Below are 22,761 nucleotides of genomic sequence, written 5' to 3'. Positions count from 1 at the left end.
AGGATCCTGGGGGACTTGCCGATTTAGATAACCGGCCCGTCACCTTTCTTGTGTTTCCAGCTGTCATTGCCCGGCAACAACAGATTCAGCGCAATGGCGACGATGGCACACAGGGCGATGCCCTTGAGGCCGAAGTCTTCCGGGCCCATGCCGGTGCCAATCAGCACTCCGCCGATACCGAACACCAGGGTCACCGAAACAATCACCAGGTTGCGGGCTTCGCTCAGATCGACCTGATGGCGAATCAGGGTGTTCATCCCGACCGCAGCAATTGAACCGAACAACAGGCATAGAATCCCGCCCATCACCGGCACTGGAATGCTTTGCAGCAGTGCGCCGAACTTGCCGACAAATGCCAGGCTAATGGCGAAAATCGCCGCCCAGGTCATTATTTTCGGGTTGTAGTTCTTGGTCAGCATCACTGCGCCTGTCACTTCGGCGTAGGTGGTGTTGGGCGGACCGCCAAGCAGGCCGGCAGCGGTGGTGGCGATGCCGTCACCGAACAGGGTGCGATGCAGGCCGGGCTTTTTCAGATAGTCGCGGCCGGTCACGCTGCCCACGGCAATCACTCCGCCGATGTGTTCAATGGCCGGGGCCAGGGCCACGGGGACGATAAACAGAATCGCCTGCCAGTTGAACTCGGGAGCAGTGAAGTGCGGCAGGGCAAACCATGGGGCGGCGGCAATCTTGGCCGTGTCCACTACGCCAAAGTAAAACGCCATCGAGAATCCCACCAGCACGCCGGCAATGATCGGCACCAGGCGGAAAATGCCTTTACCGAACACGGCTACGATCAGGGTGGTCAGCAGGGCTGGCATCGAGATCAGCATGGCGGTCTGGTAGTGGATCAGCTCGGTGCCATCTTCAGCGCGGCCCATGGCCATGTGCGCTGCAATCGGGGCCATTGCCAGACCAATCGAGATGATCACCGGACCAATCACTACGGGAGGCAGCAGGCGGTCAATAAAACCGGTGCCTTTGAGCTTTACCGCGAAACCGAGGAAGGTGTACACGAAGCCTGCTGCCATCACGCCGCCCATGGTCGCGGCAAGGCCGAACTGGCCTTTGGCGAGAATGATCGGGGTAATGAACGCAAAGCTTGAAGCCAGAAAAACCGGCACCTGGCGCCGGGTCACGATCTGGAACAACAGAGTCCCGAGACCCGCGGTGAACAGCGCGACGTTAGGGTCGAGGCCGGTAATCAAAGGCATCAGGACCAACGCGCCAAAGGCCACGAAGAGCATCTGCGCGCCAGATATGATCTGGCGCCAGAGCGGGTCGTTGAACTCGTCCTGCATGTTATGCGTCCTTTTGCTTGGTGCCGAAGATCTTGTCGCCAGCATCGCCCAGGCCAGGAATGATGTAACCGTGTTCGTTCAGACGCTCATCGATGGAGGCGGTGTAGATGACGACGTCCGGGTGAGCGGCTTCTACAGTGGCAATGCCTTCTGGCGCGGCAACCAGCACCATGGCGCGGATTTCTTTGCAGCCGGCTTTCTTCAGCAGATCAATGGTGGCAACCATGGATGCACCGGTGGCCAGCATCGGGTCGATGATCATCGCCAGACGTTCGTTGATTTCCGGTACCAGTTTTTCCAGGTAGGTGTGGGCCTGAAGGGTTTCTTCGTTACGGGCTACACCGACTGCGCTGACTTTGGCGCCCGGAATCAGGCTCAGTACACCTTCGAGCATGCCAATGCCGGCACGCAGGATCGGGACGACGGTAATTTTCTTGCCGGCGATTTTTTCAACTTTAACAGTGCCGCACCAGCCTTCAATCTCGTAGGTTTCGAGGGTCAGGTCTTTGGTGGCTTCATAGGTCAGCAACGCGCCTACTTCCTGAGCAAGCTCGCGGAAGTTCTTCGTGCTAATGTCTGCGCGGCGCATAAGGCCGAGCTTGTGACGAATCAGCGGGTGGCGTATCTCGCGAATGGGCATGGGGGAAAGGCTCCGTGGGCAGGCAAAAAAAGCGGCCTAGATTAATCTAATACGGGGTGATGTCCTACTAAACATTACTGCACGTTAGTCCATAAATACTTGATCTGAGCCATGCGGGTGCGTACCTTTGCCCGCTTTTCTTGCACAACCCCCCTGGAGAGCGTCATGTCTGCTGATCTCGAGCATATCCGTCAAATCATGCGAGAGGCTGACTGCCTGTACACCGAAGCTGAAGTCGAGGCAGCCATTGCCCGCGTTGGCGCGCAAATCACGGCCGAAATGGCCGAGACCAATCCAGTAGTATTTTGTGTGATGAATGGCGGCCTGATTTTTGCGGGCAAGTTGCTCACCCACCTGAAGTTCCCGCTTGAAGCGTCTTACCTGCACGCGACGCGCTATCGCAATGAGACCACTGGCGGCGATCTGTTCTGGAAGGCCAAGCCAGAAGTGTCGTTCATTGACCGTCATGTTCTGATCATTGATGACATCCTCGATGAAGGTCACACCCTGAGTGCCATCGTCGAGTTCTGCAAACACGCAGGTGCCCGTCAGGTGCACACGGCGGTGCTGATCGACAAGGACCATCAGCGCAAGGCGCGTCCGGACCTGAAAGCCAATTACGCGGGTCTGCCGTGCATTGACCGCTACCTCTTCGGTTATGGCATGGACTACAAGGGATACTGGCGCAATGCCGCCGGGATTTATGCCGTCAAAGACATGTAATAAAGGACGTTGAAACCATGACCCGCCCCAGCTTTCTCGATCAATCGCTCTTCAACGACCTGGCAGAGAAAGCTGCCGGCAACCCCCGTGGTCGCCAGCATCACAACTTGCATCAGATGGAAGAGGCCTGCCATCGCATGGTGGTGGGGCTGCAACCCTCAACCTATGTACCGCCGCACCGTCACCTGGGCAGCGACAAGGCTGAGACCCTGCTGGTACTCAAGGGCACGCTTGGCGTCCTGATTTTCGATGAAGAAGGTCGGGTGCTCGACAAGCGCGTATTGCAAGCCGGAGGCGGGAGTCTGGGGGTCGATCTGCCAGCAGGTATTTTTCATGGGCTGGTGGTGCTTGAGGACGACAGCCTGATGTTCGAGTGCAAAGCCGGGCCTTATCGGCCGGTTGGAGACGGCGAACTGGCACCCTGGGCTCCTCGCGAGGGTGAGCCTGCAGTGGCCGAGTATCATTGCTGGATGCGTGCGCAATTTGATTAAACTGCGGGTTGACGCTGGCTAACTAAACGTCTGATTCCGCATACGATCTTCCTCCCGATCGCCATCAGGCTGACTCGATATGCTGGCTATTTTCCTTCAGACACTCTCTATCACGGCTCCCGTGTTTGCCATGCTGTTTCTGGGCGTTGTGCTCAAGCGCGTGGGCTGGATCAATGACAATTTTATCCACACTGCGTCGGCACTGGTGTTCAACGTCACCATGCCGGCGTTGTTGTTTCTGGGTATTTTGCATGCCGATCTCAGGGCCGCCTTGCAGCCCAAGGTACTCGGCTATTTCACCGTAGCGACGCTGGTCAGTTTTGCCCTGGCCTGGGGCTGGTCGATCTGGCGTTGCCCTCGTGCTGAGCGTGGTATCTACACTCAGGGCGCGTTTCGCGGCAACAACGCGGTCATCGGCCTGGCCCTGGCGGCCAGCATGTATGGCGATTACGGTATCTCCCTGGGGGCAGTGCTCGCGGCCCTGGTGATTCTGCTCTACAACACCTTGTCGACCATCGTGCTGGCGGTGTACAGCCCGGTGATCAAGTCCGATCCCTGGAGCATCTGTAAAAGCGTGTTCAAGAACCCGCTGATCATCAGCGTGCTGGTGGCAGCCCCATTTGCCGCGTTCAAGATCGGCCTGCCCCATTGGCTGCTGACCTCGGGTGAGTATCTGGCGTCGATGACCTTGCCGCTGGCGCTTATATGTATCGGCGGCACGCTGTCGTTGGCGAGTTTGCGTAAAAGTGGTGACCTGGCGCTGAGTGCAAGCCTGGTGAAAATGGTCAGCCTGCCATTACTGACCACGCTGGGCGCCTGGCTTTGTGGTTTCCGGGGGGCCGAGCTGGGGACTTTGTTTCTGTACTTTGCCAGCCCCACAGCTGCCGCCAGCTATGTCATGGCCCGGGCGGCCAACGGCAATCATGAACTGGCAGCCGCGATTATCGTGATCACCACCCTGATGGCTGCGATCACCACCAATATCGGGATCTTTGTGTTGCAGTGGGGCGGCTGGATCTAGCCAGCCCCGGGTGGTCACAGCGTGGCTCAGTGTTGTCGACGCCAGGCGCGCAAGGTGCTGAGCAGCAGAAACACCAGCAGCGCCGGCAAGACATAAAACAGCATCAGGTGCTCGAGCCTGCCGGCCAGGGGCATGCCGGTAGTAAAGGACACCACGTGCAGTCCGTAAGCCAGGTACAGCGCCAGAAGCAATATGCCTTCGCCGCGGGTGACGCGGTATCCGGTATAGAACACGGGCAGGCACAGTGCCGCGACGCCCAGCATGACCGGCAGGTCGAACGTCAGGGCATTGGGCGAGACCGACAGGGGCTCCGGTGCCACAAGCGCCGTGAGGCCGAGCACACCCAGCAGGTTGAAGACATTACTGCCGATCACGTTGCCGACGGCAATCTCGCGCTGGCCGCGCAGGGCTGCGATCAGCGAGGTGGCCAGTTGTGGCAGCGAGGTGCTGACAGCAATGATGGTCAGGCCGATGATGCGTTCGGACAGTCCCCACTCGGTGGCAATGTCGACCGCTGCGCCCAGCAGCAGGTGCCCGGCCAGACCCAGCAAGACCAGGGCGGCAAGCATTTGCAGGCCGTTGCGCAGGCTTGAAGTGCGGGGCAGGTCGTGGCTGGCGTGATGATGGCCGCTGTGGCGTGACTGGCGCAGCAGCAGACCGAAATAGACCAGCAGGCCGCAGAGCAATATGACGCCATCCAGGCGGTCGAGTTGCCTGTTCAGGGCCAGGGCGAACACCAGACCGCTGGCCAGGATCATCAGTGGAATGTCCAGGCGCACCAGCTGGCGTGACACGCGCAGTGGAATAATCAGTGCCGAGAGGCCGAGAGTGACCAGAATATTGAAGATATTGCTGCCGATGACGCTGCCGACGGCAATGTCCGGGGTGTCATTGAGCGCGGCTTGCAGGCTGACCGTCATTTGCGGCGCGCTGCTGCCCAGGGCGACCACCGTCAAGCCGATCAGCAATGGGCGCACTTTCAGATTGGCGGCTATACGCATGGCGCAGCGCACCAGCAGTTCGGCGCCAGCAATCAGTAATACAAGGCCGCAGAGCAGTTGCAGCAAGCTCCACGGTGATAATGCGTTCAACCCTAAAATGTCCGGCACTCCTCAATTAATCGTTCAAGCCCTGAACCCTGACTTTGGCTGTACCACTGCTCAGCATACCCAACTGTTTTGCCGCCTGGCGTGAAAGATCGATCAGCCGGCCCCGGGTATGGGGTCCGCGATCATTGATGCGCACGATGACAGACTTGTTGTTGCCAAGGTTGGTGACCAGTACCCGGGTGCCGAATCGCAGGCCGGGGTGGGCGGCGGTGAGACCATGCTGGTTGAAGGGCTCGCCGCTGGCGGTCAGTTTGCCGTGATGGCGGGCGCCGTAATAGGAGGCAATGCCGGTTTTGTCATAGCCGCGGGGGTCTATGTCATGGCTGGCACAGCCGGCGAGCAAGCTGAGCAGGGCGCAGGCGCCGAGTAGCCGCTTCATGGGGGAATCCTTTTATTGCGGGGTGTGTGGGGTTACCCAAATCCTGTGGGGGGCTGGCTTGCCAGCAATGACATCGTCTCCGTTCAATGGACCAGTCGCTTTGCCTGAATCGCTGGCAAGCCAGCTCCCGCGGGAGATCCGGGGTCAACAGATCTCCCGCGGGATTGTTGCTTAGCCTTCGAGCTTGCTTTTGAGCAGTTCGTTGACCTGTTGCGGGTTGGCTTTGCCTTTGGAAGCTTTCATCGCCTGGCCCACGAAAAAGCCGAACATCTTGCCGCGTTTGGCCTCATCGGCCGCGCGGTATTGTTCGACCTGTTCTGCGTTGGCCGCCAGCACGTCGTCCAGCACCTTCTCGATCGCGCCGCTGTCGGTCACTTGCTTGAGACCGCGCTTGTCGATCACTTCGTCGGCGCTGCCTTCACCATTGGCCATGGCTTCGAACACCACCTTGGCGATTTTTCCGGAGATGGTGTTGTCGGTGATGCGCAGCAACATGCCACCCAGTTGCTCGGCGCTGACTGGCGACTGGTCGATATCCAGGCTTTGCTTGTTGAGCAGGCTGCCCAGTTCAACCATGACCCAGTTGGCCGCCAGTTTGGCGTCGCCGGCGATGTTTACCACTTTCTCGAAGTAGTCGGCCTGTTCACGGCTCGAAGCCAGAACGCTGGCGTCATAAGCGGAAAGGCCGAACTGCGACTGGAAGCGCTCGCGCTTTTGCGGTGGCAGCTCCGGCAAGGTGGCGCGCACGTCTTCGATGAACGAATCTTCGATGACCACCGGCAGCAGGTCCGGATCGGGGAAGTAACGGTAGTCGTTGGCTTCCTCCTTGCTGCGCATGGCGCGGGTTTCGTCCTTGTTCGGGTCATACAGACGCGTTTGCTGAATCACCTTGCCGCCGTCTTCGATCAGCTCGATCTGACGTCGTACTTCGCTGTTGATGGCTTTTTCGATAAAGCGGAACGAGTTGACGTTTTTGATCTCGCAGCGGGTACCGAACTCAGCCTGGCCAACCGGGCGAATCGACACGTTGCAGTCGCAACGCAGCGAGCCTTCGGCCATGTTGCCGTCGCAGATGCCCAGGTAGCGCACCAGGGCGTGCATCGCCTTGACGTAGGCTACGGCTTCCTTGGCGCTACGCATGTCCGGCTCGGAAACGATTTCGAGCAGGGGCGTACCGGCACGGTTCAGGTCGATGCCGGTGGAGCCGCTGAAGTCTTCGTGCAGGCTTTTGCCCGCGTCTTCTTCCAGGTGCGCGCGGGTGATGCCGACACGTTTGACGGTGCCGTCTTCCAGAGTGATGTCCAGATGGCCCATGCCGACGATCGGCAACTCCATCTGGCTGATCTGGTAGCCCTTGGGCAGGTCGGGGTAGAAGTAGTTTTTGCGGGCAAACACGTTGTGCTGAACGATTTCGGCATCAACCGCCAGGCCAAACATGACGGCCATGCGCACGGCTTCCTGGTTCAGCACCGGCAATACGCCAGGCATGCCCAGATCAACCAGGCTGGCCTGGGTGTTCGGTTCGGCACCAAAGGTGGTGGCGCTACCGGAGAAAATCTTCGATTGGGTGGCGAGCTGAGAATGAATTTCCAGCCCGATCACAACTTCCCATTGCATGTGTTTCTCCTCAGAAGCCGGCAGGTGAGCGCAGATGCCAGTCGGTATTCAACTGGTACTGGTGCGCGACGTTGAGCAAGCGACCTTCCTGGAAGTAGGGCGCAAGCAACTGCACGCCGACTGGCAGGCCATCGACAAAACCGGCCGGCATCGACAGGCCCGGCAGGCCCGCGAGGTTGGCGGTGATGGTGTACACGTCTTCCAGGTAGGCAGAAACCGGGTCGCTGTTTTTAGCGCCGATTTTCCAGGCCGGGTTAGGTGTGGTCGGGCCGAGGATGATGTCGACTTCATTGAATGCAGTCATGAAGTCGTTTTTGATCAGGCGACGGATTTTCTGCGCTTGCAGGTAGTAAGCGTCGTAGTAGCCAGCCGACAGGGCGTAGGCACCTACCAGGATCCGGCGCTGTACTTCCGGGCCAAAGCCTTCGGCGCGTGAACGCTTGTACAGGTCGGTGAGGTCTTTCGGGTCTTCGCAGCGGTGGCCGAAGCGCACGCCGTCAAAACGCGACAGGTTGGAAGAGGCCTCGGCAGGGGCGATCACGTAGTACGCAGGAATGGCGTGCTGCATGTTGGGCAGGCTGATGTGCTTGATCACGGCACCCAGTTTTTCGAGCTCTTTGATGCTGGTGTGGATCAGCTGCGCGATACGCGGGTCCAGGCCTTCGCTGAAATACTCTTTCGGCACGCCGATGCGCAGGCCCTGCAGCGAACCGTTGAGGCTGGCGCTGTAGTCCGGCACGGGTTCGTCGATGCTGGTGGAGTCCTGCGGATCAAAACCGGCCATGCCCTGCAACAGGATGGCGCAGTCTTCTGCAGTGCGGGCCAGCGGGCCGCCCTGGTCGAGACTGGAGGCGTAGGCGATCATGCCCCAGCGCGAAACCCGTCCGTAGGTAGGTTTCAGGCCGGTGAGGTTGGTCAGGGCGGCCGGCTGGCGGATCGAACCGCCGGTATCTGTGCCCGTTGCAGCAGGCAGCAGACGAGCCGCAACGGCCGCAGCCGAACCTCCCGACGAGCCCCCTGGCACGTGCTCCAGATTCCACGGGTTTTTCACCGCGCCGTAGTAGCTCGACTCGTTGGCCGACCCCATGGCGAATTCGTCCATGTTGGTCTTGCCCAGGCTCACCGCGCCTGCAGCGGCCAGTTTGGCGACCACGGTGGCGTCATACGGGGCCTTGAAGTTGTCGAGCATCTTCGAGCCGCAGCTGGTGCGTACGCCCAGGGTGCAGAACAGGTCCTTGTGACCGATCGGTGCGCCCAGCAGTGCGCCGGTTTCACCGTTGGCGCGACGTGCGTCAGCGGCCTTGGCCTGCTCGAGGGCGAGGTCTTCGGTGAGGGTGATGAAGCTGTTGAGCTGAGGATCGAGCTGGGCGATACGCGCCAGCAAGGTCTTGGTCAGCTCTTCGGAAGAAAACTTTTTATCGGCGAGTCCGCGGGCGATCTCGGCCAGAGTCAATTGATGCATGCAGGCTCTTTCCCTTTACTCGATGACTTTCGGAACCAGATAAAGGCCATTTTCGACCGCTGGTGCGATGGACTGGTAAGCCTCGCGATGATTGCTTTCAGTCACGACGTCTGCGCGCAGGCGCTGGCTGGCTTCCAGGGGGTGTGCCAGAGGCTCGATACCGGTGGTGTCGACAGCCTGCATCTGATCAATCAGCCCCAGAATGCTATTCAGGGCTTCGGTGGTGCGTGGGATATCAGCATCATTGAGACCCAGACGGGCCAAATGAGCGATTTTTTCCACGTCGGAGCGTTCAAGCGCCATGGGATTCTCCAGTGGAAAACAGGACGGATGCTATCCGTGTGTTAGATTGTCGGAACACTACCGCATTTCTACGGTCATATGGCCGCGATTGTGGGGGTTGGTGCTCTGAAAAGCTGCCAATTTAACATATTGGCGCCTTGCCCAAAATCCCTGTCGTTGTTAGAGTTTGCCGCACTTTTTTACCCACGCGTTGCCTAGGGTCCCTTTCCCATGTTCAAGAAACTGCGTGGCATGTTTTCCAGCGATCTTTCCATCGACCTGGGCACTGCCAACACCCTGATTTACGTGCGTGAGCGCGGTATTGTCCTGAATGAGCCATCGGTTGTGGCTATTCGGACGCACGGTAACCAGAAAAGTGTCGTTGCTGTCGGCACCGAGGCCAAGCGCATGCTGGGCCGTACACCGGGTAATATTGCAGCCATTCGTCCGATGAAAGATGGCGTTATTGCCGACTTCAGCGTTTGCGAAAAAATGCTGCAGTACTTTATCAACAAGGTGCACGAAAACAGCTTTCTGCAGCCAAGCCCCCGGGTTCTGATTTGCGTACCTTGCAAATCGACTCAGGTAGAGCGTCGCGCCATCCGCGAATCGGCACTCGGTGCCGGTGCCCGTGAAGTGTTCCTGATCGAAGAGCCGATGGCAGCTGCTATCGGTGCCGGCTTGCCGGTTGAGGAAGCACGCGGCTCGATGGTTGTCGATATCGGTGGTGGTACCACTGAAATCGCGCTGATCTCCCTGAACGGTGTGGTTTACGCCGAATCCGTACGGGTTGGCGGCGACCGCTTCGACGAAGCGATCATCACTTATGTGCGCCGTAACTACGGCAGCCTGATCGGTGAATCGACGGCCGAGCGCATCAAGACCGAAATCGGTACAGCTTTCCCGGGCGGTGAAGTGCGTGAAGTAGATGTGCGTGGCCGTAACCTGGCGGAAGGTGTACCGCGTGCCTTCACCCTGAACTCCAACGAAGTGCTTGAGGCTCTGCAAGAGTCGCTGGCAACCATCGTTCAGGCCGTGAAAAGTGCACTGGAACAGTCCCCGCCAGAGCTGGCTTCGGACATCGCCGAGCGCGGTCTGGTACTGACCGGTGGTGGCGCCTTGCTGCGTGACCTCGACAAGTTGCTGGCCCAGGAAACCGGTCTGCCGGTAATCGTTGCCGAAGACCCGCTGACCTGCGTTGCACGTGGTGGTGGCCGTGCGTTGGAAATGATGGATAAACACACGATGGACTTGCTTTCCAGCGAATAAGATCGCGTGGTGCAGTCCCATGGTTATCACCAGAAGGTAGCACTTTGCAGTGCTGCCTTTTGGCGTTTATCTTCTGTCAATCTTCATCCAGGCCGTTTTGAAGCCGTATGAATAAATTGAACACTTGCCTGGGAGGAGCGGCTTATTAAACCGCTCTTCGCCAAAGGCCCCTCATTGGGCGTGCGCTTGTTGGTGCTGGTCGTGCTATCGGTCGCGCTAATGGTAGTGGATGCCCGCTTCACATTGCTCAAACCCGTGCGCAGTCAGATGTCGCTGGTGCTGATGCAGTCCTACTGGATCACCGATTTGCCGCAGCGCTTGTGGCAGGGTGTGGCCAGTCAGTTCGGCAGTCGTACCGAACTGGTCGCGGATAACGAGAAACTCAAGACCGAAAACCTTCTGCTTCAGGGGCGCATGCAAAAGCTGGCCGCCCTGACCGAGCAGAACGTCCGCCTGCGCGAGTTGTTGAACTCTTCTGCGCTGGTTAACGAGAAGGTTGAGGTGGCCGAGTTGATCGGCATGGACCCGAACCCCTTTACCCATCGCATCATCATCAACAAGGGTGAGCGCGACGGCGTCGTGCTGGGCCAGCCGGTACTCGATGCTCGCGGCCTGATGGGGCAAGTGGTCGAGTTGATGCCCTACACCTCGCGGGTTTTGCTGCTGACCGATACCACCCACAGTATTCCGGTGCAGGTGAACCGTAACGGTTTGCGTGCCATCGCCAGCGGTACGGGCAATCCCGAGCGTCTGGAATTGCGCCATGTGGCCGATACTGCGGATATCAAAGTGGGCGATTTGCTGGTCAGCTCGGGCCTGGGGCAGCGTTTCCCGGCCGGCTATCCCGTGGCAACCGTCAAAGAAGTGATTCACGACTCGGGTCAGCCGTTCGCCATTGTGCGTGCCGTTCCGACCGCCGCCCTGAACCGCAGCCGCTATTTGCTGCTGGTATTCAGCGACAGTCGCACCCCCGAAGAGCGGGCCAACGATGCCGCCAAGGCCCAGGAGGCCGAGCAAAACGGTGAGGCGCCGCAGATCATTCCGGCAACCGTGCCCAAACCGGCAGCCCCTGTGGTTGTACCTGCGCCAGCGCCAGCGCCTGCTCCGGTTGCTACCCCGGTTGCGCCTGCGGTCAAAGCCGTGAAAAAACCTGTTCCAGCGCCAACCCCCGCCGCGGCCACCCCGCCAGCAGCTGCGCCGGCCACGACTCGGGAGAGGCAATAATGGCGAGTACTCGTTCGAATAATGGCTGGATCATCTGGCTAACGTTCGCCATCGGCCTGTTACTCAGCATTTCACCGATGCCGCAGTTCATGGAAATCCTGCGCCCGCTCTGGCTGGCGTTGCTGCTGGCTTTCTGGACCCTCTACATGCCGCATAAAGTGGGCATGGTCACGGCCTGGTGCCTGGGGTTGGCCGAAGATGTGCTGTACGGCACGTTGCTGGGGCAGAACGCGCTGATTTTGACCCTCATCACCTTCCTCGTACTGTCGCTGCAGCAGCGTCTGCGGATGTTCCCCATGTGGCAGCAGAGTCTGGTGATCCTGGTTATTTTCGGTCTGGCCCAACTGGCCCAGTTATGGCTAAGTGCTTTGACCGGCAACCGTCAGCCGACCCTGGCCCTGATTCTGCCTGCGCTGGTCAGCGCACTGCTCTGGCCATGGGTCAGTTACGGGCTTCGCGGGTTGCGCCGACGCTTCAAAATCAATTAACAGGAGCGCGAGCCATTTCCTGGTTTGTGCACTTTGACAGGGAGATGTCACGATGCTTTCGCTTTATCTGGCTTCCGGTTCGCCACGTCGACGTGAGTTACTGACTCAAATCGGCGTGCCGTTCAACACCATCAGTGCTGCCATTGATGAAACCCCTCTTGCGAATGAGTCCCCTGCGGCCTATGTCGAGCGCCTGGCGCACGAAAAGGCCAGGGCGGGATGCGATCGGCTGCTCAAATCCATACTCAGTAGCACTTTTTGTGTGTTGGGCGCCGACACTGCTGTGGTACTTGATGGCCAGATACTCGGCAAGCCGGTCGATGAGGTCGATGCCATGGCTATGCTCATGGCGCTATCCGGCCGCGAGCATGAAGTGCTGACGGCCATTGCGATTATGGATGCCGAGCGCTGCGAAACCCGCGTGATACGCAGCCGGGTCAGCTTTCGAAACATCAGCAAACAAGAAGCCAGACTGTATTGGGCCAGCGGTGAACCTCAGGATAAAGCAGGCGGTTACGCCATCCAGGGGTTGGCCGCAGTCTTTGTTTCAGGCCTCAATGGCAGTTATTCGGGCGTAGTGGGGTTGCCTGTGTGCGAAACCGCAGAACTGCTGGGGCATTTCGGCATACCCTGTTGGCAAAACCTTAACGTGCACTGAATTGTGCACCTACGAGACGTGGCACTAATGTGATGACGCCTGAACGAGACCCAGCCATGAGTGAAGAGATCCTGATCAACATCACGCCGATGGAATCGCGCGTGGCGGTGGTAGAGAACGGTGTTCTGCAAGAGGTGCATGTCGAGCGTACCCAGCGCCGGGGCATTGTTGGCAATATTTATAAAGGCAAGGTGGTCAGGGTTTTGCCCGGCATGCAGGCTGCCTTTGTCGATATCGGTCTGGATCGTGCTGCTTTTATTCACGCTTCTGAAATTTCCCTGCGCGAAGGCCAGGCCGTTGAAAGCATCAGCGCCCTGGTGCATGAAGGCCAGAGCCTGGTGGTGCAAGTCACCAAAGACCCGATTGCCTCCAAGGGCGCGCGTCTGACCACTCAGTTATCCATCCCTTCACGCTATCTGGTGTACATGCCGCGCACGGCCCATGTCGGTATTTCGTTGAAAATCGAAGACGAAGCCGAGCGTGAGCGCCTTAAACAGGTGGTCAGCGATTGCGTGGCCAAAGAGGGGATCAAGGAAGCCGGTGGTTTTATCCTGCGCACGGCGGCCGAGGGTGCCGGGGCAGATGAAATCCTGATGGATATTCGTTATTTGCGGCGGCTGTGGGACCAGATCGGAGCACAGATCAAAACCGTCGGTGCCCCGACCGTGATCTATGAAGACCTGGGCCTGGCGTTGCGCACACTGCGTGACCTGGTCAGCCCCAAGATTGAAAAAATCCGCATTGATTCCCGCGAGACCTTTCAACGGACCACGCAGTTTGTTGCTGAACTGATGCCGGAAATTGCCGATCGCCTCGAGCACTATCCGGGCGAGCGTCCGATTTTTGATTTGTATGGCGTCGAAGACGAGATCCAGAAAGCACTGGATCGCAAGGTACCGCTCAAGTCCGGCGGTTATCTGGTGGTTGACCCGGCAGAAGCGATGACCACCATCGACGTCAACACGGGTGCGTTTGTGGGGCACCGCAATCTCGAAGAAACCATCTTCAAGACCAATCTGGAAGCTGCCACCGCCATTGCCCGGCAACTGCGCCTGCGCAACCTGGGCGGTATCATCATTATCGACTTCATCGACATGGAAGATGAAGAGCACCAGCGTCAGGTATTGCGCACCCTCGAAAAACAACTCGAGCGTGATCACGCCAAGACCAACATCATCGGCATTACCGAGCTGGGTCTGGTGCAGATGACCCGCAAGCGCACCCGCGAAAGCCTTGAGCAGGTACTGTGCGAGCCCTGCGTGTGCTGTCAGGGGCGCGGCAAGCTGAAAACCGCAGAAACTATCTGCTACGAAATTTTCCGTGAAATTCTGCGCGAAGCTCGTGCTTATCAGGCTGTTGGCTATCGTGTATTGGCTAACCAGAAAGTTGTCGACCGCTTGCTGGATGAAGAATCGGGCAACGTCGCGGAGCTGGAAGGATTTATCGGGCGTACGATCCGTTTTCAGGTCGAAACCATGTATTCCCAGGAACAATACGACGTGGTGCTGCTCTGAAGTATCCTGCATGCCGCATTAAAAAGGGGCTAACTCCTGCCCCTTTGATCATCATTGAAGGGGCCGCCTGACATGGAGCGTCTGACACGCTTTTTTGCCGCGTTGACCCGCTGGGGATTAGGGGCCTGTGCCCTGATTTTGGTACTCACGGCTTTGTACGTCAGCCTGGGCCGCGAGCTCACGCCGCTGATCGCCGAATATCGCCTGGAAGTCCAGAACAAAGCCCGTGAAGCCTTGGGCGTGCCCTTGACCATTGGCAGCCTTGAAGGGCGCTGGGATGGCATGGGGCCGGTGCTGCTGGCCCACGATGTCATGGTCGGCGAGGGCAACAGTGCCCTGCGTCTGGATCAGGTACAGGTGGTTCCCGATGTCTGGGCCAGCCTGCTGAACCGCGACATTCGCCTCGCCCATGTGCAACTCGATGGCCTGCAACTGAGCTTGCGTCAGGACCAGGCCGGTCATTGGGCGCTTGAAGGTTTTGCGCTCCAGGACGATCAGCCGCTGGACCCGGAGCAATTGCTCAATCAACTGCAGCAGGTTGCCCGGGTGTCCCTGCTCGATAGCCAGGTAACTTTGGAACCCTGGAAGCACGCCCCGCTGACCCTGACTTATGTGGGGCTTACCCTTGATGCGGGCGCCTCTGATCAGCGTCTCGATACCCGCTTCACCCTGCCTGACGGCCAGCCTGTGGCGATGAGTCTCAAAACTCAAATCCAGGCCGGTCACTGGCGTGACGGTGCAGCCCAGGCTTATCTGAGCCTGCCACAAAGTGATTGGGCCAAATGGCTGCCAGCCAGCCTGATCAATCCGTGGAAAGTGTCTGAGCTAAAAGCCGGTGGCGAATTCTGGTTTAACTGGAGCAAGGGCTCGGTGCAAAGTGCCGTTGCGCGCTTGAACGCGCCATCCATGCGCGGTGCTTATGCAGAGCGCAAGCCTGAGGCGATTGAGGACCTGGCAATGCGTGCCTGGATTCAGCGCGCAGATCAGGGCTACAAGGTGGTGCTGGACTCGCTGGCGATGAATGTGGGCAAGAGCCGCTGGGAAACCCGCATGCAACTGCAACAGTTCGCGGCCACTGATAAAGAACTGGAGCGCTGGCATCTACAGGCCGATCATCTGGACCTGACCCCGATCACCCCGTTGATGGACTCCCTCGCGCCGGTGCCAGAGGCCGCCGCTGAAGTCATCGACCAGCTGAAAGTGACGGGCACATTACGTAATGTGCTGGTCGACTACCGGCCCGCTGCGACCGATGAGCAAAAGCTCAGTTTCGCGGCCAACTTGCAGCAAGTGGGCTTCAACGCCACCCACGGTGCTCCGGCGGCACGTAATGTCAGCGGATTGATCAGCGGCGACCTGGGCAAGGGCGAGCTGCGACTGGACAGCAAAGACTTCTCGCTGCACCTGGAGCCGATTTTTGCCAGGCCCTGGCAATACCTGCAGGCCAACGCCTTGCTCACGTGGAAGCTGGATGAAAACAGCTTCACCCTGATAGCACCTGCCATCAAAGTGCTGGGGGAGGAAGGCAAGATTGCCGCTGACTTCCTGATCCGTATTCATATGGATCACTCTGAAGAAGACTATATGGACCTGCGGGTCGGCCTGACCGATGGTGATGGGCGCTTCACTCCAAAATACCTGCCTGAGGTATTGAGCCCGGCGCTCACCGAATGGCTGAGTACGGCCATCATCAAGGGCTCGGTTGACGAAGGTTTCTTCCAGTATCAGGGCTCGCTCAGTCACGATGCGGTGGCCGCCGCGCGCAACATCAGCCTGTTCTTCAAGGTTCATGGCGCCGAGCTGGATTTCCAGCCCGGCTGGCCCCATGTGCGCAATGTGTCGGGTGATGTATTCATCGAAGACAGCGGCGTACGCATCATGGCCAGCAAGGGCCAGTTGCTCGACACCCAGGTGCGCAATGTCGCGGTCAGTATTCCCCACGTGCCGACTGGCAAGGTCAGCCACCTGTACCTGGACGGTGACTTCGACGGTGGCCTGGGCGACGGTTTGAAAATCCTCCAGGAGGCGCCGATAGGCACGGCAGAAACCTTTGCCGGCTGGCAAGGCGAAGGCTCGCTCAAAGGCCGGGTCAACCTTGATATCCCGCTGGAGAAAGGTGTCGAACCGAAAATTCTGGTGGACTTCAAAACCGACAAGGCGCGTTTGAAACTGAGCAATCCCGAACTTGAATTGACCCAGCTCAAGGGCGACTTCCGTTTTGACAGCGCCAAAGGTTTGAGTGGTAAAGGTATCAGTGCCAGGGCTTTTGATCGTCCGGTCACCGCGCAGATATTCGCCGATGGCAAACCTGGCAGGCTGAGTACCCGGGTTGTTGCCAGTGGTCAGGTCGGGGTCAAGAAACTCACCGACTGGCTCAAGTTCTATCAGCCGATTCCGGTCTCCGGGGATTTGCCTTATCAACTGCAACTCACCCTGGATGGTGCGGACAGCCAGTTGCGGGTCAGCTCCAGCCTCAAGGGGGCGGTGGTTGACCTGCCTGCACCCTTCGGTCTGGCCGCCAACCAGACCCGCAACAGCGTATTTCGCATGACCTTGCAGGGCGCCGAGCGCCGTTACTGGTTTGACTACGGTGATCTGGCAAACCTGACCTTCGCTGCGCCTGACGGCAAATTCGAAGACGGTCGTGGCGAGTTGTTTCTGGGGGCTGGCGATCCCGTGTTGCCACCCGGTAAAGGGTTGCGTATTCGCGGCGTGCTGTCGGAACTGGATGTTGCTCCCTGGCAGGCACTGGTCGAGCGTTATGCGGGCAAGGACCCCGGAGGCAGCGCCAAGCAGATGCTCAGCAGTGCGGATTTCAAAGTCGGCAAGCTGAACGCGTTTGGTACGCAACTGGATCAGGTCAGTCTGCAAATGAAGCGCAGCGCGGCGTCCTGGGGCTTACAGATCAATAGCAAACAGGCCACCGGCGCAGTGACCTTGCCCGATGCCAAAAATGCCCCGATCGTGATCACTATGCAGACCATTCGCCTGCCGGCGCCTGATCCCAAGGCGGTGACTGACGACAATGCTCCGGACCCGCTGGCTTCGGTTGATCCACGCAAAATACCGGCGCTGGACATCATCATTCGCCAGCTTTATCAGGGGTCTGACTTGTTGGGTGCCTGGTCGCTGAATGTGCGGCCGAACAACCGCGGCATCAGCCTCAACAATCTGAACCTGGGGCTCAAGGGCTTGCTGCTCGAAGGCTCCGGCGGTTGGGAAGGGGGAGCCGGTGCCAGCAACAGTTGGTACAAAGGCCGTATCGGCGGACGCAACCTGGCCGATGTCCTGAAGAACTGGGGCTTTGCGCCGAGTGTGACCAGTAACAATTTCCATGTGGATGTCGATGGGCGCTGGCCCGGTTCTCCGGCCTGGATCGGCCTCAAGCGCTTCTCGGGCACTCTGGATGCCTCGCTGAACAAAGGTCAGTTTGTCGAGGTCGATGGCAGCGCTCAGGTGCTGCGTATCTTTGGCCTGCTGAACTTCAATGCCATCGGCCGCCGCTTGCGTCTGGACTTCTCGGATCTGTTTGGCAAGGGTCTGAGCTATGACCGGGTCAAAGGCGTGCTGAATGCCACAAATGGCGTTTACAGCACCTCCAGACCGGTCCTGATGACCGGGCCGTCGACTAACCTTGAACTCAGCGGCACGTTGAATATGATCACCGATCAGGTCAACGCCAAGTTGCTGGTCACGCTGCCTGTGACCAACAATCTGCCCCTTGCGGCGCTGTTGGTGGGCGGGCCTGCGGCAGGCGGAGCAATGTTCTTGCTCAACAAGTTGATCGGTGATCAGGTGTCGCGCTTCGCCAGCGTGCAATACAGCATCCAGGGCCCGTGGGCCGATCCGAAGATCACCTTCGACAAGCCTTTTGAGAAAAACTAGGAGTAGCATGGCGTCAGACATTTCAAGGAGTGCGCCATGTCGTTTGCAGTGATTCAGATGGTCAGCCAGAGCGATGTGCTGGCCAATCTGGCCCAGGCCCGCCGCCTGTTGGAGCAGGCCGCCGGGCGTGGCGCGCGGCTGGTGGTATTGCCCGAAAATTTCGCGGCAATGGGTCGCCGGGATATCGCCGATATCGGCCGCGCCGAGGCCATGGGGCAGGGACCGATCCTGCCATGGTTGAAACAGGCCGCCCGAGACCTCAACTTATGGATAGTGGCGGGTACTTTGCCGCTGCCGCCCGAAGGGCAACCGGATGCCAAGGTCAATGCCTGTTCATTGTTGATCAACGCCGATGGCGAGCAGGCCGCGCGATACGACAAACTGCACCTGTTTGATGTGGACGTGTCTGACAGTCGTGGCCGTTACCGTGAATCCGATGACTATGCGCCCGGGGGACAGGTAGTGGTGGCAGATACCCCGGTTGGCAAACTGGGCCTGAGCGTATGTTACGACCTGCGTTTTCCGGAGCTGTATAGCGAACTGCGGGCTGCCGGGGCTGAATTGATTACCGCGCCTTCGGCCTTTACCGCCGTTACCGGGCAAGCACACTGGGACATACTGATCCGTGCCCGGGCGATAGAAACCCAATGCTACCTGTTGGCTGCAGCCCAGGGTGGCGTGCATCCCGGGCCGCGTGAAACCTGGGGGCATGCTGCAATTATCGACCCTTGGGGGCGCGTGCTGGCAGAGCAGGCCCAGGGCGAAGGGGTGCTGCTGGCCGAGCGCGACAATGCCGAGCAGGCGGCCATCAGGGCGCGCATGCCGGTGGTGAATCATCGACGATTTTTTTCCCGGGGCGCTCAGGAGCAGGTTTAGAGGCGTTTCGGTCAGATGCATTTTTTGTGGGAGCTGGCTTGCCAGTGATAGCAGCACGGACAGAGACAGATCAACTCGTCTGCATCGCCGGCAAGCCAGCTCCCGCAGTAATTTTCAGGCCCGTGGGTTCAGCACTCAAAGATGCTGAAGCAGGGGCCAAGACGGAGTGAATATGAGCGACTTGTTGACCTCAGTCAGCGAACATCTGCTGGCACCGGGCGGTGTCACCATTGAAAGCCTGCAAAGTGTTTTGGGTGATCTGGCCGGGCCGGGCATCGACGCAGCAGATCTGTATTTCCAGGGCCAGATATCCGAGTCCTGGGCGCTGGAAGACGGCATCGTCAAGGAAGGCAGCTTCAGCCTTGATCAAGGTGTCGGCGTGCGCGCCCAGTCTGGCGAGAAAACCGGATTTTCCTACAGTAACGCCATCACCCTGGAAGCACTGGGCCTGGCTGCACGTGCTGCGCGCTCGATCTCGCGCGCGGGGCAAAACGGCACCGTTCAGGCTTTCACCACCCAGGACGTGGCGCAGTTGTATGCGCCCGACAACCCGCTGGAAGTGATCAGCCGCGCAGAAAAGGTCGAGTTGCTCAAGCGTATCGATGCTGCTACCCGGGCCCTTGATCCGCGTATTCAGCAGGTCACCGTGAGCATGGCCGGGGTCTGGGAGCGGATCCTGGTGGCATCCACCGACGGCGGTCTGGCTGCGGATGTGCGGCCTTTGGTGCGCTTCAATGTGAGTGTCATCGTTGAGCAAAATGGCCGTCGCGAGCGCGGCGGTCATGGCGGTGGCGGGCGTACCGATTACCGCTACTTCCTCACTGAAGACCGTGCCATGGGCTATGCCCGTGAGGCGCTGCGCCAGGCACTGGTCAATCTTGAGGCCGTACCGGCTCCAGCGGGCACCATGCCGGTGGTACTGGGTTCCGGCTGGTCCGGCGTGTTGCTGCACGAAGCAGTCGGTCATGGCCTGGAAGGCGATTTCAACCGCAAGGGCAGTTCGGCCTACAGCGGGCGCATGGGCGAGATGGTTGCCTCCAAGCTGTGCACCATCGTTGATGACGGCACCCTGGCCGGTCGTCGTGGCTCGCTGAGCGTGGATGACGAAGGCACCCCGACCGAGTGCACCACGCTGATCGAAAATGGCGTACTCAAGGGTTACATGCAGGACAAGCTCAATGCCCGACTGATGGGTGTGGCCCGCACCGGCAATGGCCGTCGCGAGTCCTACGCGCATCTGCCGATGCCGCGCATGACCAACACCTACATGCTGGGTGGCGAAAGTGATCCGGCCGAAATCATTGCTTCGGTGAAGAAAGGCATCTACTGCGCCAATCTGGGCGGCGGACAGGTGGATATCACCAGCGGCAAGTTCGTGTTCTCCACCAGTGAGGCGTACATGATCGAAGACGGCAAAATCACTTACCCGATCAAAGGCGCGACCCTGATTGGCAACGGGCCGGAAGCGATGAGCAAGGTGTCGATGGTCGGTAACGATCTGACGCTGGACAGCGGCGTGGGCACGTGTGGCAAGGATGGGCAGTCGGTGCCGGTGGGTGTGGGTCAGCCAACCTTGAAGATTGACGCGATCACCGTAGGCGGTACAGGCGGGTGATAAAGACTGGGTGGACTGCAATGCAGCCCACCCATTGGTCGGGGATCAACGCAGACCGCGTTGAACCTCGTCCAGGTCACGAATGTACTTGAACAATTTGCGGCTTGCGGCCGGCGCCTTGTTATGGGCAAGTTCGTGTTGAGCCTGACGCACGAGCGAACGCAATTGCTGGCGGTCGGTCTCGGGGAAATCGGCAACGAACTTTTCAAGTACGTCGTCGGAGCCCGCAATCAAGCGGTCACGCCAGCGTTCGAGTCCGTGGAAACGTTCGTTGTATTGGCGCGAAGAGGCATCTACTTGATCAATCAATGCAAGGATTTCGTCGATCGGTTGATCACGCATCAGCTTGCCGATGAACATCATATGGCGCTTGCGCGCAATATTGGCCGTGTGTTTTGGAGCATCTGCCAGAGCCTTGCGCAAGGCGTCGGTCAAAGGCAGTTTTTTCAGCAAATCAGGCTTGAGTGTCGTGAGACGCTCGCCCAGATCAACCAGAGCATGCAGCTCTTTCTTGACCTGTGTTTTGCTTTTTTCGCCGTCGAAGGCGTCGTCGTAAGAATCAACCATGGTGGCAGTCCGCAAAGAAACGCCGCCATGATAACCAGTCGGGGGCCGCTTGTCCGGCCCGGTCGCTCGGCGGCCCTGCCGAAAACAGAATTTGAGTGGAGAAAACCATGAGTGCAGTACAAAGCGTCGGCCCGCAGGCCTTGCCGGCACTGCAGGAGCAAGTAGAGCAAATCATTGCTGAAGCCAGGCGTCAGGGGGCCAGCGCCTGTGAAGTGGCAGTGTCACTGGAGCAGGGGCTGTCGACTTCTGTACGTCAGCGCGAAGTTGAAACCGTTGAGTTCAACCGCGACCAGGGATTTGGCATCACGCTCTATGTGGGTCAGCGCAAGGGGTCGGCCAGCACTTCGGCCACCGGTCCCGATGCCATCCGCGAAACCGTTGCGGCGGCTCTGGCAATCGCCAAACACACTTCTGAAGATGAAAGCTCGGGCTTGGCCGACGCCAGCCTGATGGCGCGCGACCTGAAAGACTTTGATGTCTTCCACACCTGGGATATCACCCCGGAACAAGCCATCGAAAAAGCGCTGGCTTGTGAAGCCGCGGCATTCGAGGCCGACAGCCGCATCAAAAACGCCGACGGCACCACCCTGAGCACCCACCAGGGCTGCCGGGTGTATGGCAACAGCAACGGTTTTATCGGTGGCTCGACTTCGACCCGCCACAGCCTGAGCTGCGTGATGATTGCCGAAGGCGACGGCCAGATGCAGCGTGACTACTGGTATGACGTTAATTGCCAGGGTGAGTTGTTGATGGATGCAGCAACCATCGGCAAGCGCGCAGCAGAGCGGGCGGCCCGGCGACTGGGTTCGCGTCCGGTGCCCACCTGCGAAGTGCCGGTGCTGTTCTCGGCCGAACTGGCCGGCGGCTTGTTTGGCAGCTTCCTAGGGGCGATCTCGGGGGGCAACCTGTACCGCAAGTCATCCTTCCTGCTGGACGCGATGGGCCAGCAGATCTTCCCTGAATGGCTGACCCTGGATGAGCGCCCGCATTTGATGCGTGCCATGGGCAGTTCGTCGTTCGATAACGATGGCCTGGCCACCTACGCCAAACCGTTCATCAAAGACGGCGAGCTGGTGTCCTACATCCTCAGCACCTATTCCGGACGCAAGCTGGGCCTGCCAAGCACCGCCAACGCGGGCGGCGTGCACAACCTGTTCGTGACCCATGGCGATGAAGACCAGGCCGCGTTGATCCGGCGCATGGGGCGCGGTTTGTTCGTCACCGAGCTGATGGGCAGCGGGCTTAACATGGTGACGGGGGATTACTCCCGTGGCGCCGCAGGTTTCTGGGTCGAGAATGGCGAGATCCAGTTCCCGGTTCAGGAAGTGACCATCGCCGGCAACATGCGTGACATGTTCAAGCAGATCGTTGCCGTAGGTAATGACCTGGAGTTGCGCAGCAACATCCGCACCGGCTCCGTGTTGATTGAACGGATGACGGTGGCTGGCAGCTAATTCCTCCCGGCGTACACCAGGGCGTATCACCTGTCGGGGGGATACGCCTTTTTTGTGTCTGCTGTCCCGTCCTGAATAAGGTTTACACCTTCTGATCTATTTTCAGGAGGGCGTAATGGAGACAAGTAAAAGGCGTAGTCAGCGAGACTACACGCTGACCTTTAAATTGTCGGTCGTCGACCAAGTCGA

The 22,761-nt window shown here is 59.1% G+C and carries 20 protein-coding genes; 12 read left to right on the top strand and 8 right to left on the bottom strand.

The features are described 5' to 3' along the window. Nucleotides 1-23: 23 nt before the first annotated feature. Nucleotides 24-1,298: a uracil-xanthine permease family protein gene (locus EQV90_RS16660; RefSeq protein ID WP_003439829.1), complete on the bottom strand. Its 1,275-nt coding sequence runs from the start codon at nucleotides 1,296-1,298 to the stop codon at nucleotides 24-26. Nucleotide 1,299: 1 nt separating this feature from the next. Continuing rightward, entirely contained in the window at nucleotides 1,300-1,938 is a 639-nt protein-coding gene (gene upp / locus EQV90_RS16655) for a uracil phosphoribosyltransferase (RefSeq protein WP_003439846.1), read from the bottom strand. 165 nt (nucleotides 1,939-2,103) lie between these two features. Here upp and EQV90_RS16650 point away from each other — a divergent pair, with 165 nt between their 5' ends. The 3 genes from EQV90_RS16650 (at nucleotide 2,104) to EQV90_RS16640 (ending at nucleotide 4,173) form a co-directional block, all read left to right on the top strand. Continuing rightward, nucleotides 2,104-2,661, top strand: a complete 558-nt coding sequence (locus EQV90_RS16650; protein WP_003439847.1) for a hypoxanthine-guanine phosphoribosyltransferase — start codon at nucleotides 2,104-2,106, stop codon at nucleotides 2,659-2,661. Between the two features lie 17 nt (nucleotides 2,662-2,678). After that, nucleotides 2,679-3,152 carry a WbuC family cupin fold metalloprotein gene (locus EQV90_RS16645; RefSeq protein ID WP_127196065.1) on the top strand — a complete coding sequence of 158 codons (474 nt, stop codon included), beginning with the start codon at nucleotides 2,679-2,681 and terminating at the stop codon, nucleotides 3,150-3,152. Between the two features lie 79 nt (nucleotides 3,153-3,231). Then, the gene (locus EQV90_RS16640; RefSeq protein WP_003439849.1) at nucleotides 3,232-4,173 is read left to right on the top strand and encodes an AEC family transporter; all 942 of its coding nucleotides are present in this window, start codon (nucleotides 3,232-3,234) and stop codon (nucleotides 4,171-4,173) included. 26 nt (nucleotides 4,174-4,199) lie between these two features. Here EQV90_RS16640 and EQV90_RS16635 read toward each other — a convergent pair whose 3' ends face one another. From EQV90_RS16635 to gatC, 5 genes are all read right to left on the bottom strand, one after another. Continuing rightward, complete coding sequence (locus EQV90_RS16635) at nucleotides 4,200-5,240, bottom strand: calcium/sodium antiporter (protein WP_003439850.1); 1,041 nt, start codon at nucleotides 5,238-5,240, stop codon at nucleotides 4,200-4,202. Nucleotides 5,241-5,289: 49 nt separating this feature from the next. Next, nucleotides 5,290-5,661 (bottom strand): septal ring lytic transglycosylase RlpA family protein, encoded by a 372-nt coding sequence (locus EQV90_RS16630; RefSeq protein WP_240878433.1) that lies wholly within the window; start codon nucleotides 5,659-5,661, stop codon nucleotides 5,290-5,292. Nucleotides 5,662-5,832: 171 nt separating this feature from the next. After that, entirely contained in the window at nucleotides 5,833-7,278 is a 1,446-nt protein-coding gene (gene gatB, locus EQV90_RS16625; RefSeq protein WP_003439852.1) for an Asp-tRNA(Asn)/Glu-tRNA(Gln) amidotransferase subunit GatB, read from the bottom strand. Between the two features lie 10 nt (nucleotides 7,279-7,288). Then, a complete protein-coding gene (gene gatA / locus EQV90_RS16620; protein ID WP_003439853.1) occupies nucleotides 7,289-8,740 on the bottom strand; it encodes an Asp-tRNA(Asn)/Glu-tRNA(Gln) amidotransferase subunit GatA in 1,452 nt (483 codons plus the stop codon). A 15-nt stretch (nucleotides 8,741-8,755) separates the two neighbouring features. After that, nucleotides 8,756-9,043, bottom strand: coding sequence for an Asp-tRNA(Asn)/Glu-tRNA(Gln) amidotransferase subunit GatC (gene gatC / locus EQV90_RS16615; protein ID WP_003439854.1), 288 nt, complete (start codon nucleotides 9,041-9,043; stop codon nucleotides 8,756-8,758). Nucleotides 9,044-9,253: 210 nt separating this feature from the next. On the opposite strand from gatC, the gene mreB reads away from it, so the two are divergent. From mreB to tldD, 8 genes are all read left to right on the top strand, one after another. After that, nucleotides 9,254-10,291: a rod shape-determining protein MreB gene (gene mreB, locus EQV90_RS16610; protein ID WP_003439856.1), complete on the top strand. Its 1,038-nt coding sequence runs from the start codon at nucleotides 9,254-9,256 to the stop codon at nucleotides 10,289-10,291. Between the two features lie 144 nt (nucleotides 10,292-10,435). After that, nucleotides 10,436-11,515, top strand: a complete 1,080-nt coding sequence (mreC, locus tag EQV90_RS16605; RefSeq protein WP_314418264.1) for a rod shape-determining protein MreC — start codon at nucleotides 10,436-10,438, stop codon at nucleotides 11,513-11,515. Next, nucleotides 11,515-12,003: a rod shape-determining protein MreD gene (gene mreD / locus EQV90_RS16600; protein ID WP_003439859.1), complete on the top strand. Its 489-nt coding sequence runs from the start codon at nucleotides 11,515-11,517 to the stop codon at nucleotides 12,001-12,003. The genes mreC and mreD overlap by 1 nt, the downstream gene beginning before the upstream one ends. Nucleotides 12,004-12,055: 52 nt before the next feature. After that, nucleotides 12,056-12,661, top strand: coding sequence for a Maf family protein (locus EQV90_RS16595; protein ID WP_003439861.1), 606 nt, complete (start codon nucleotides 12,056-12,058; stop codon nucleotides 12,659-12,661). Nucleotides 12,662-12,717: 56 nt separating this feature from the next. Then, nucleotides 12,718-14,175 (top strand): ribonuclease G, encoded by a 1,458-nt coding sequence (gene rng / locus EQV90_RS16590; protein WP_060781831.1) that lies wholly within the window; start codon nucleotides 12,718-12,720, stop codon nucleotides 14,173-14,175. Nucleotides 14,176-14,247: 72 nt separating this feature from the next. Then, the gene (locus EQV90_RS16585) at nucleotides 14,248-18,060 is read left to right on the top strand and encodes a YhdP family protein (RefSeq protein ID WP_240878431.1); all 3,813 of its coding nucleotides are present in this window, start codon (nucleotides 14,248-14,250) and stop codon (nucleotides 18,058-18,060) included. A 36-nt stretch (nucleotides 18,061-18,096) separates the two neighbouring features. Further along, on the top strand, nucleotides 18,097-18,936 hold the full coding sequence (locus EQV90_RS16580) for a carbon-nitrogen hydrolase family protein (RefSeq protein WP_240878430.1): 840 nt from the start codon (nucleotides 18,097-18,099) through the stop codon (nucleotides 18,934-18,936). A 172-nt stretch (nucleotides 18,937-19,108) separates the two neighbouring features. Further along, nucleotides 19,109-20,551 (top strand): metalloprotease TldD, encoded by a 1,443-nt coding sequence (gene tldD / locus EQV90_RS16575; RefSeq protein WP_003439875.1) that lies wholly within the window; start codon nucleotides 19,109-19,111, stop codon nucleotides 20,549-20,551. Nucleotides 20,552-20,596: 45 nt separating this feature from the next. Here the strand turns inward: tldD and yjgA are convergent, their stop codons facing one another. Then, on the bottom strand, nucleotides 20,597-21,118 hold the full coding sequence (yjgA, locus tag EQV90_RS16570; RefSeq protein WP_003439877.1) for a ribosome biogenesis factor YjgA: 522 nt from the start codon (nucleotides 21,116-21,118) through the stop codon (nucleotides 20,597-20,599). 107 nt (nucleotides 21,119-21,225) lie between these two features. On the opposite strand from yjgA, the gene pmbA reads away from it, so the two are divergent. Then, nucleotides 21,226-22,572 carry a metalloprotease PmbA gene (pmbA, locus tag EQV90_RS16565; protein WP_240878429.1) on the top strand — a complete coding sequence of 449 codons (1,347 nt, stop codon included), beginning with the start codon at nucleotides 21,226-21,228 and terminating at the stop codon, nucleotides 22,570-22,572. Nucleotides 22,573-22,761: the final 189 nt, after the last annotated feature.

Origin of the sequence: Pseudomonas sp. TMW22089, from assembly GCF_022496645.1 — a bacterium.
GTDB lineage: Bacteria > Pseudomonadota > Gammaproteobacteria > Pseudomonadales > Pseudomonadaceae > Aquipseudomonas > Aquipseudomonas paraversuta.
The sequence above is the reverse complement of the archived record's forward strand: the minus strand, read 5'-3'. Positions and strand labels throughout refer to the sequence as shown.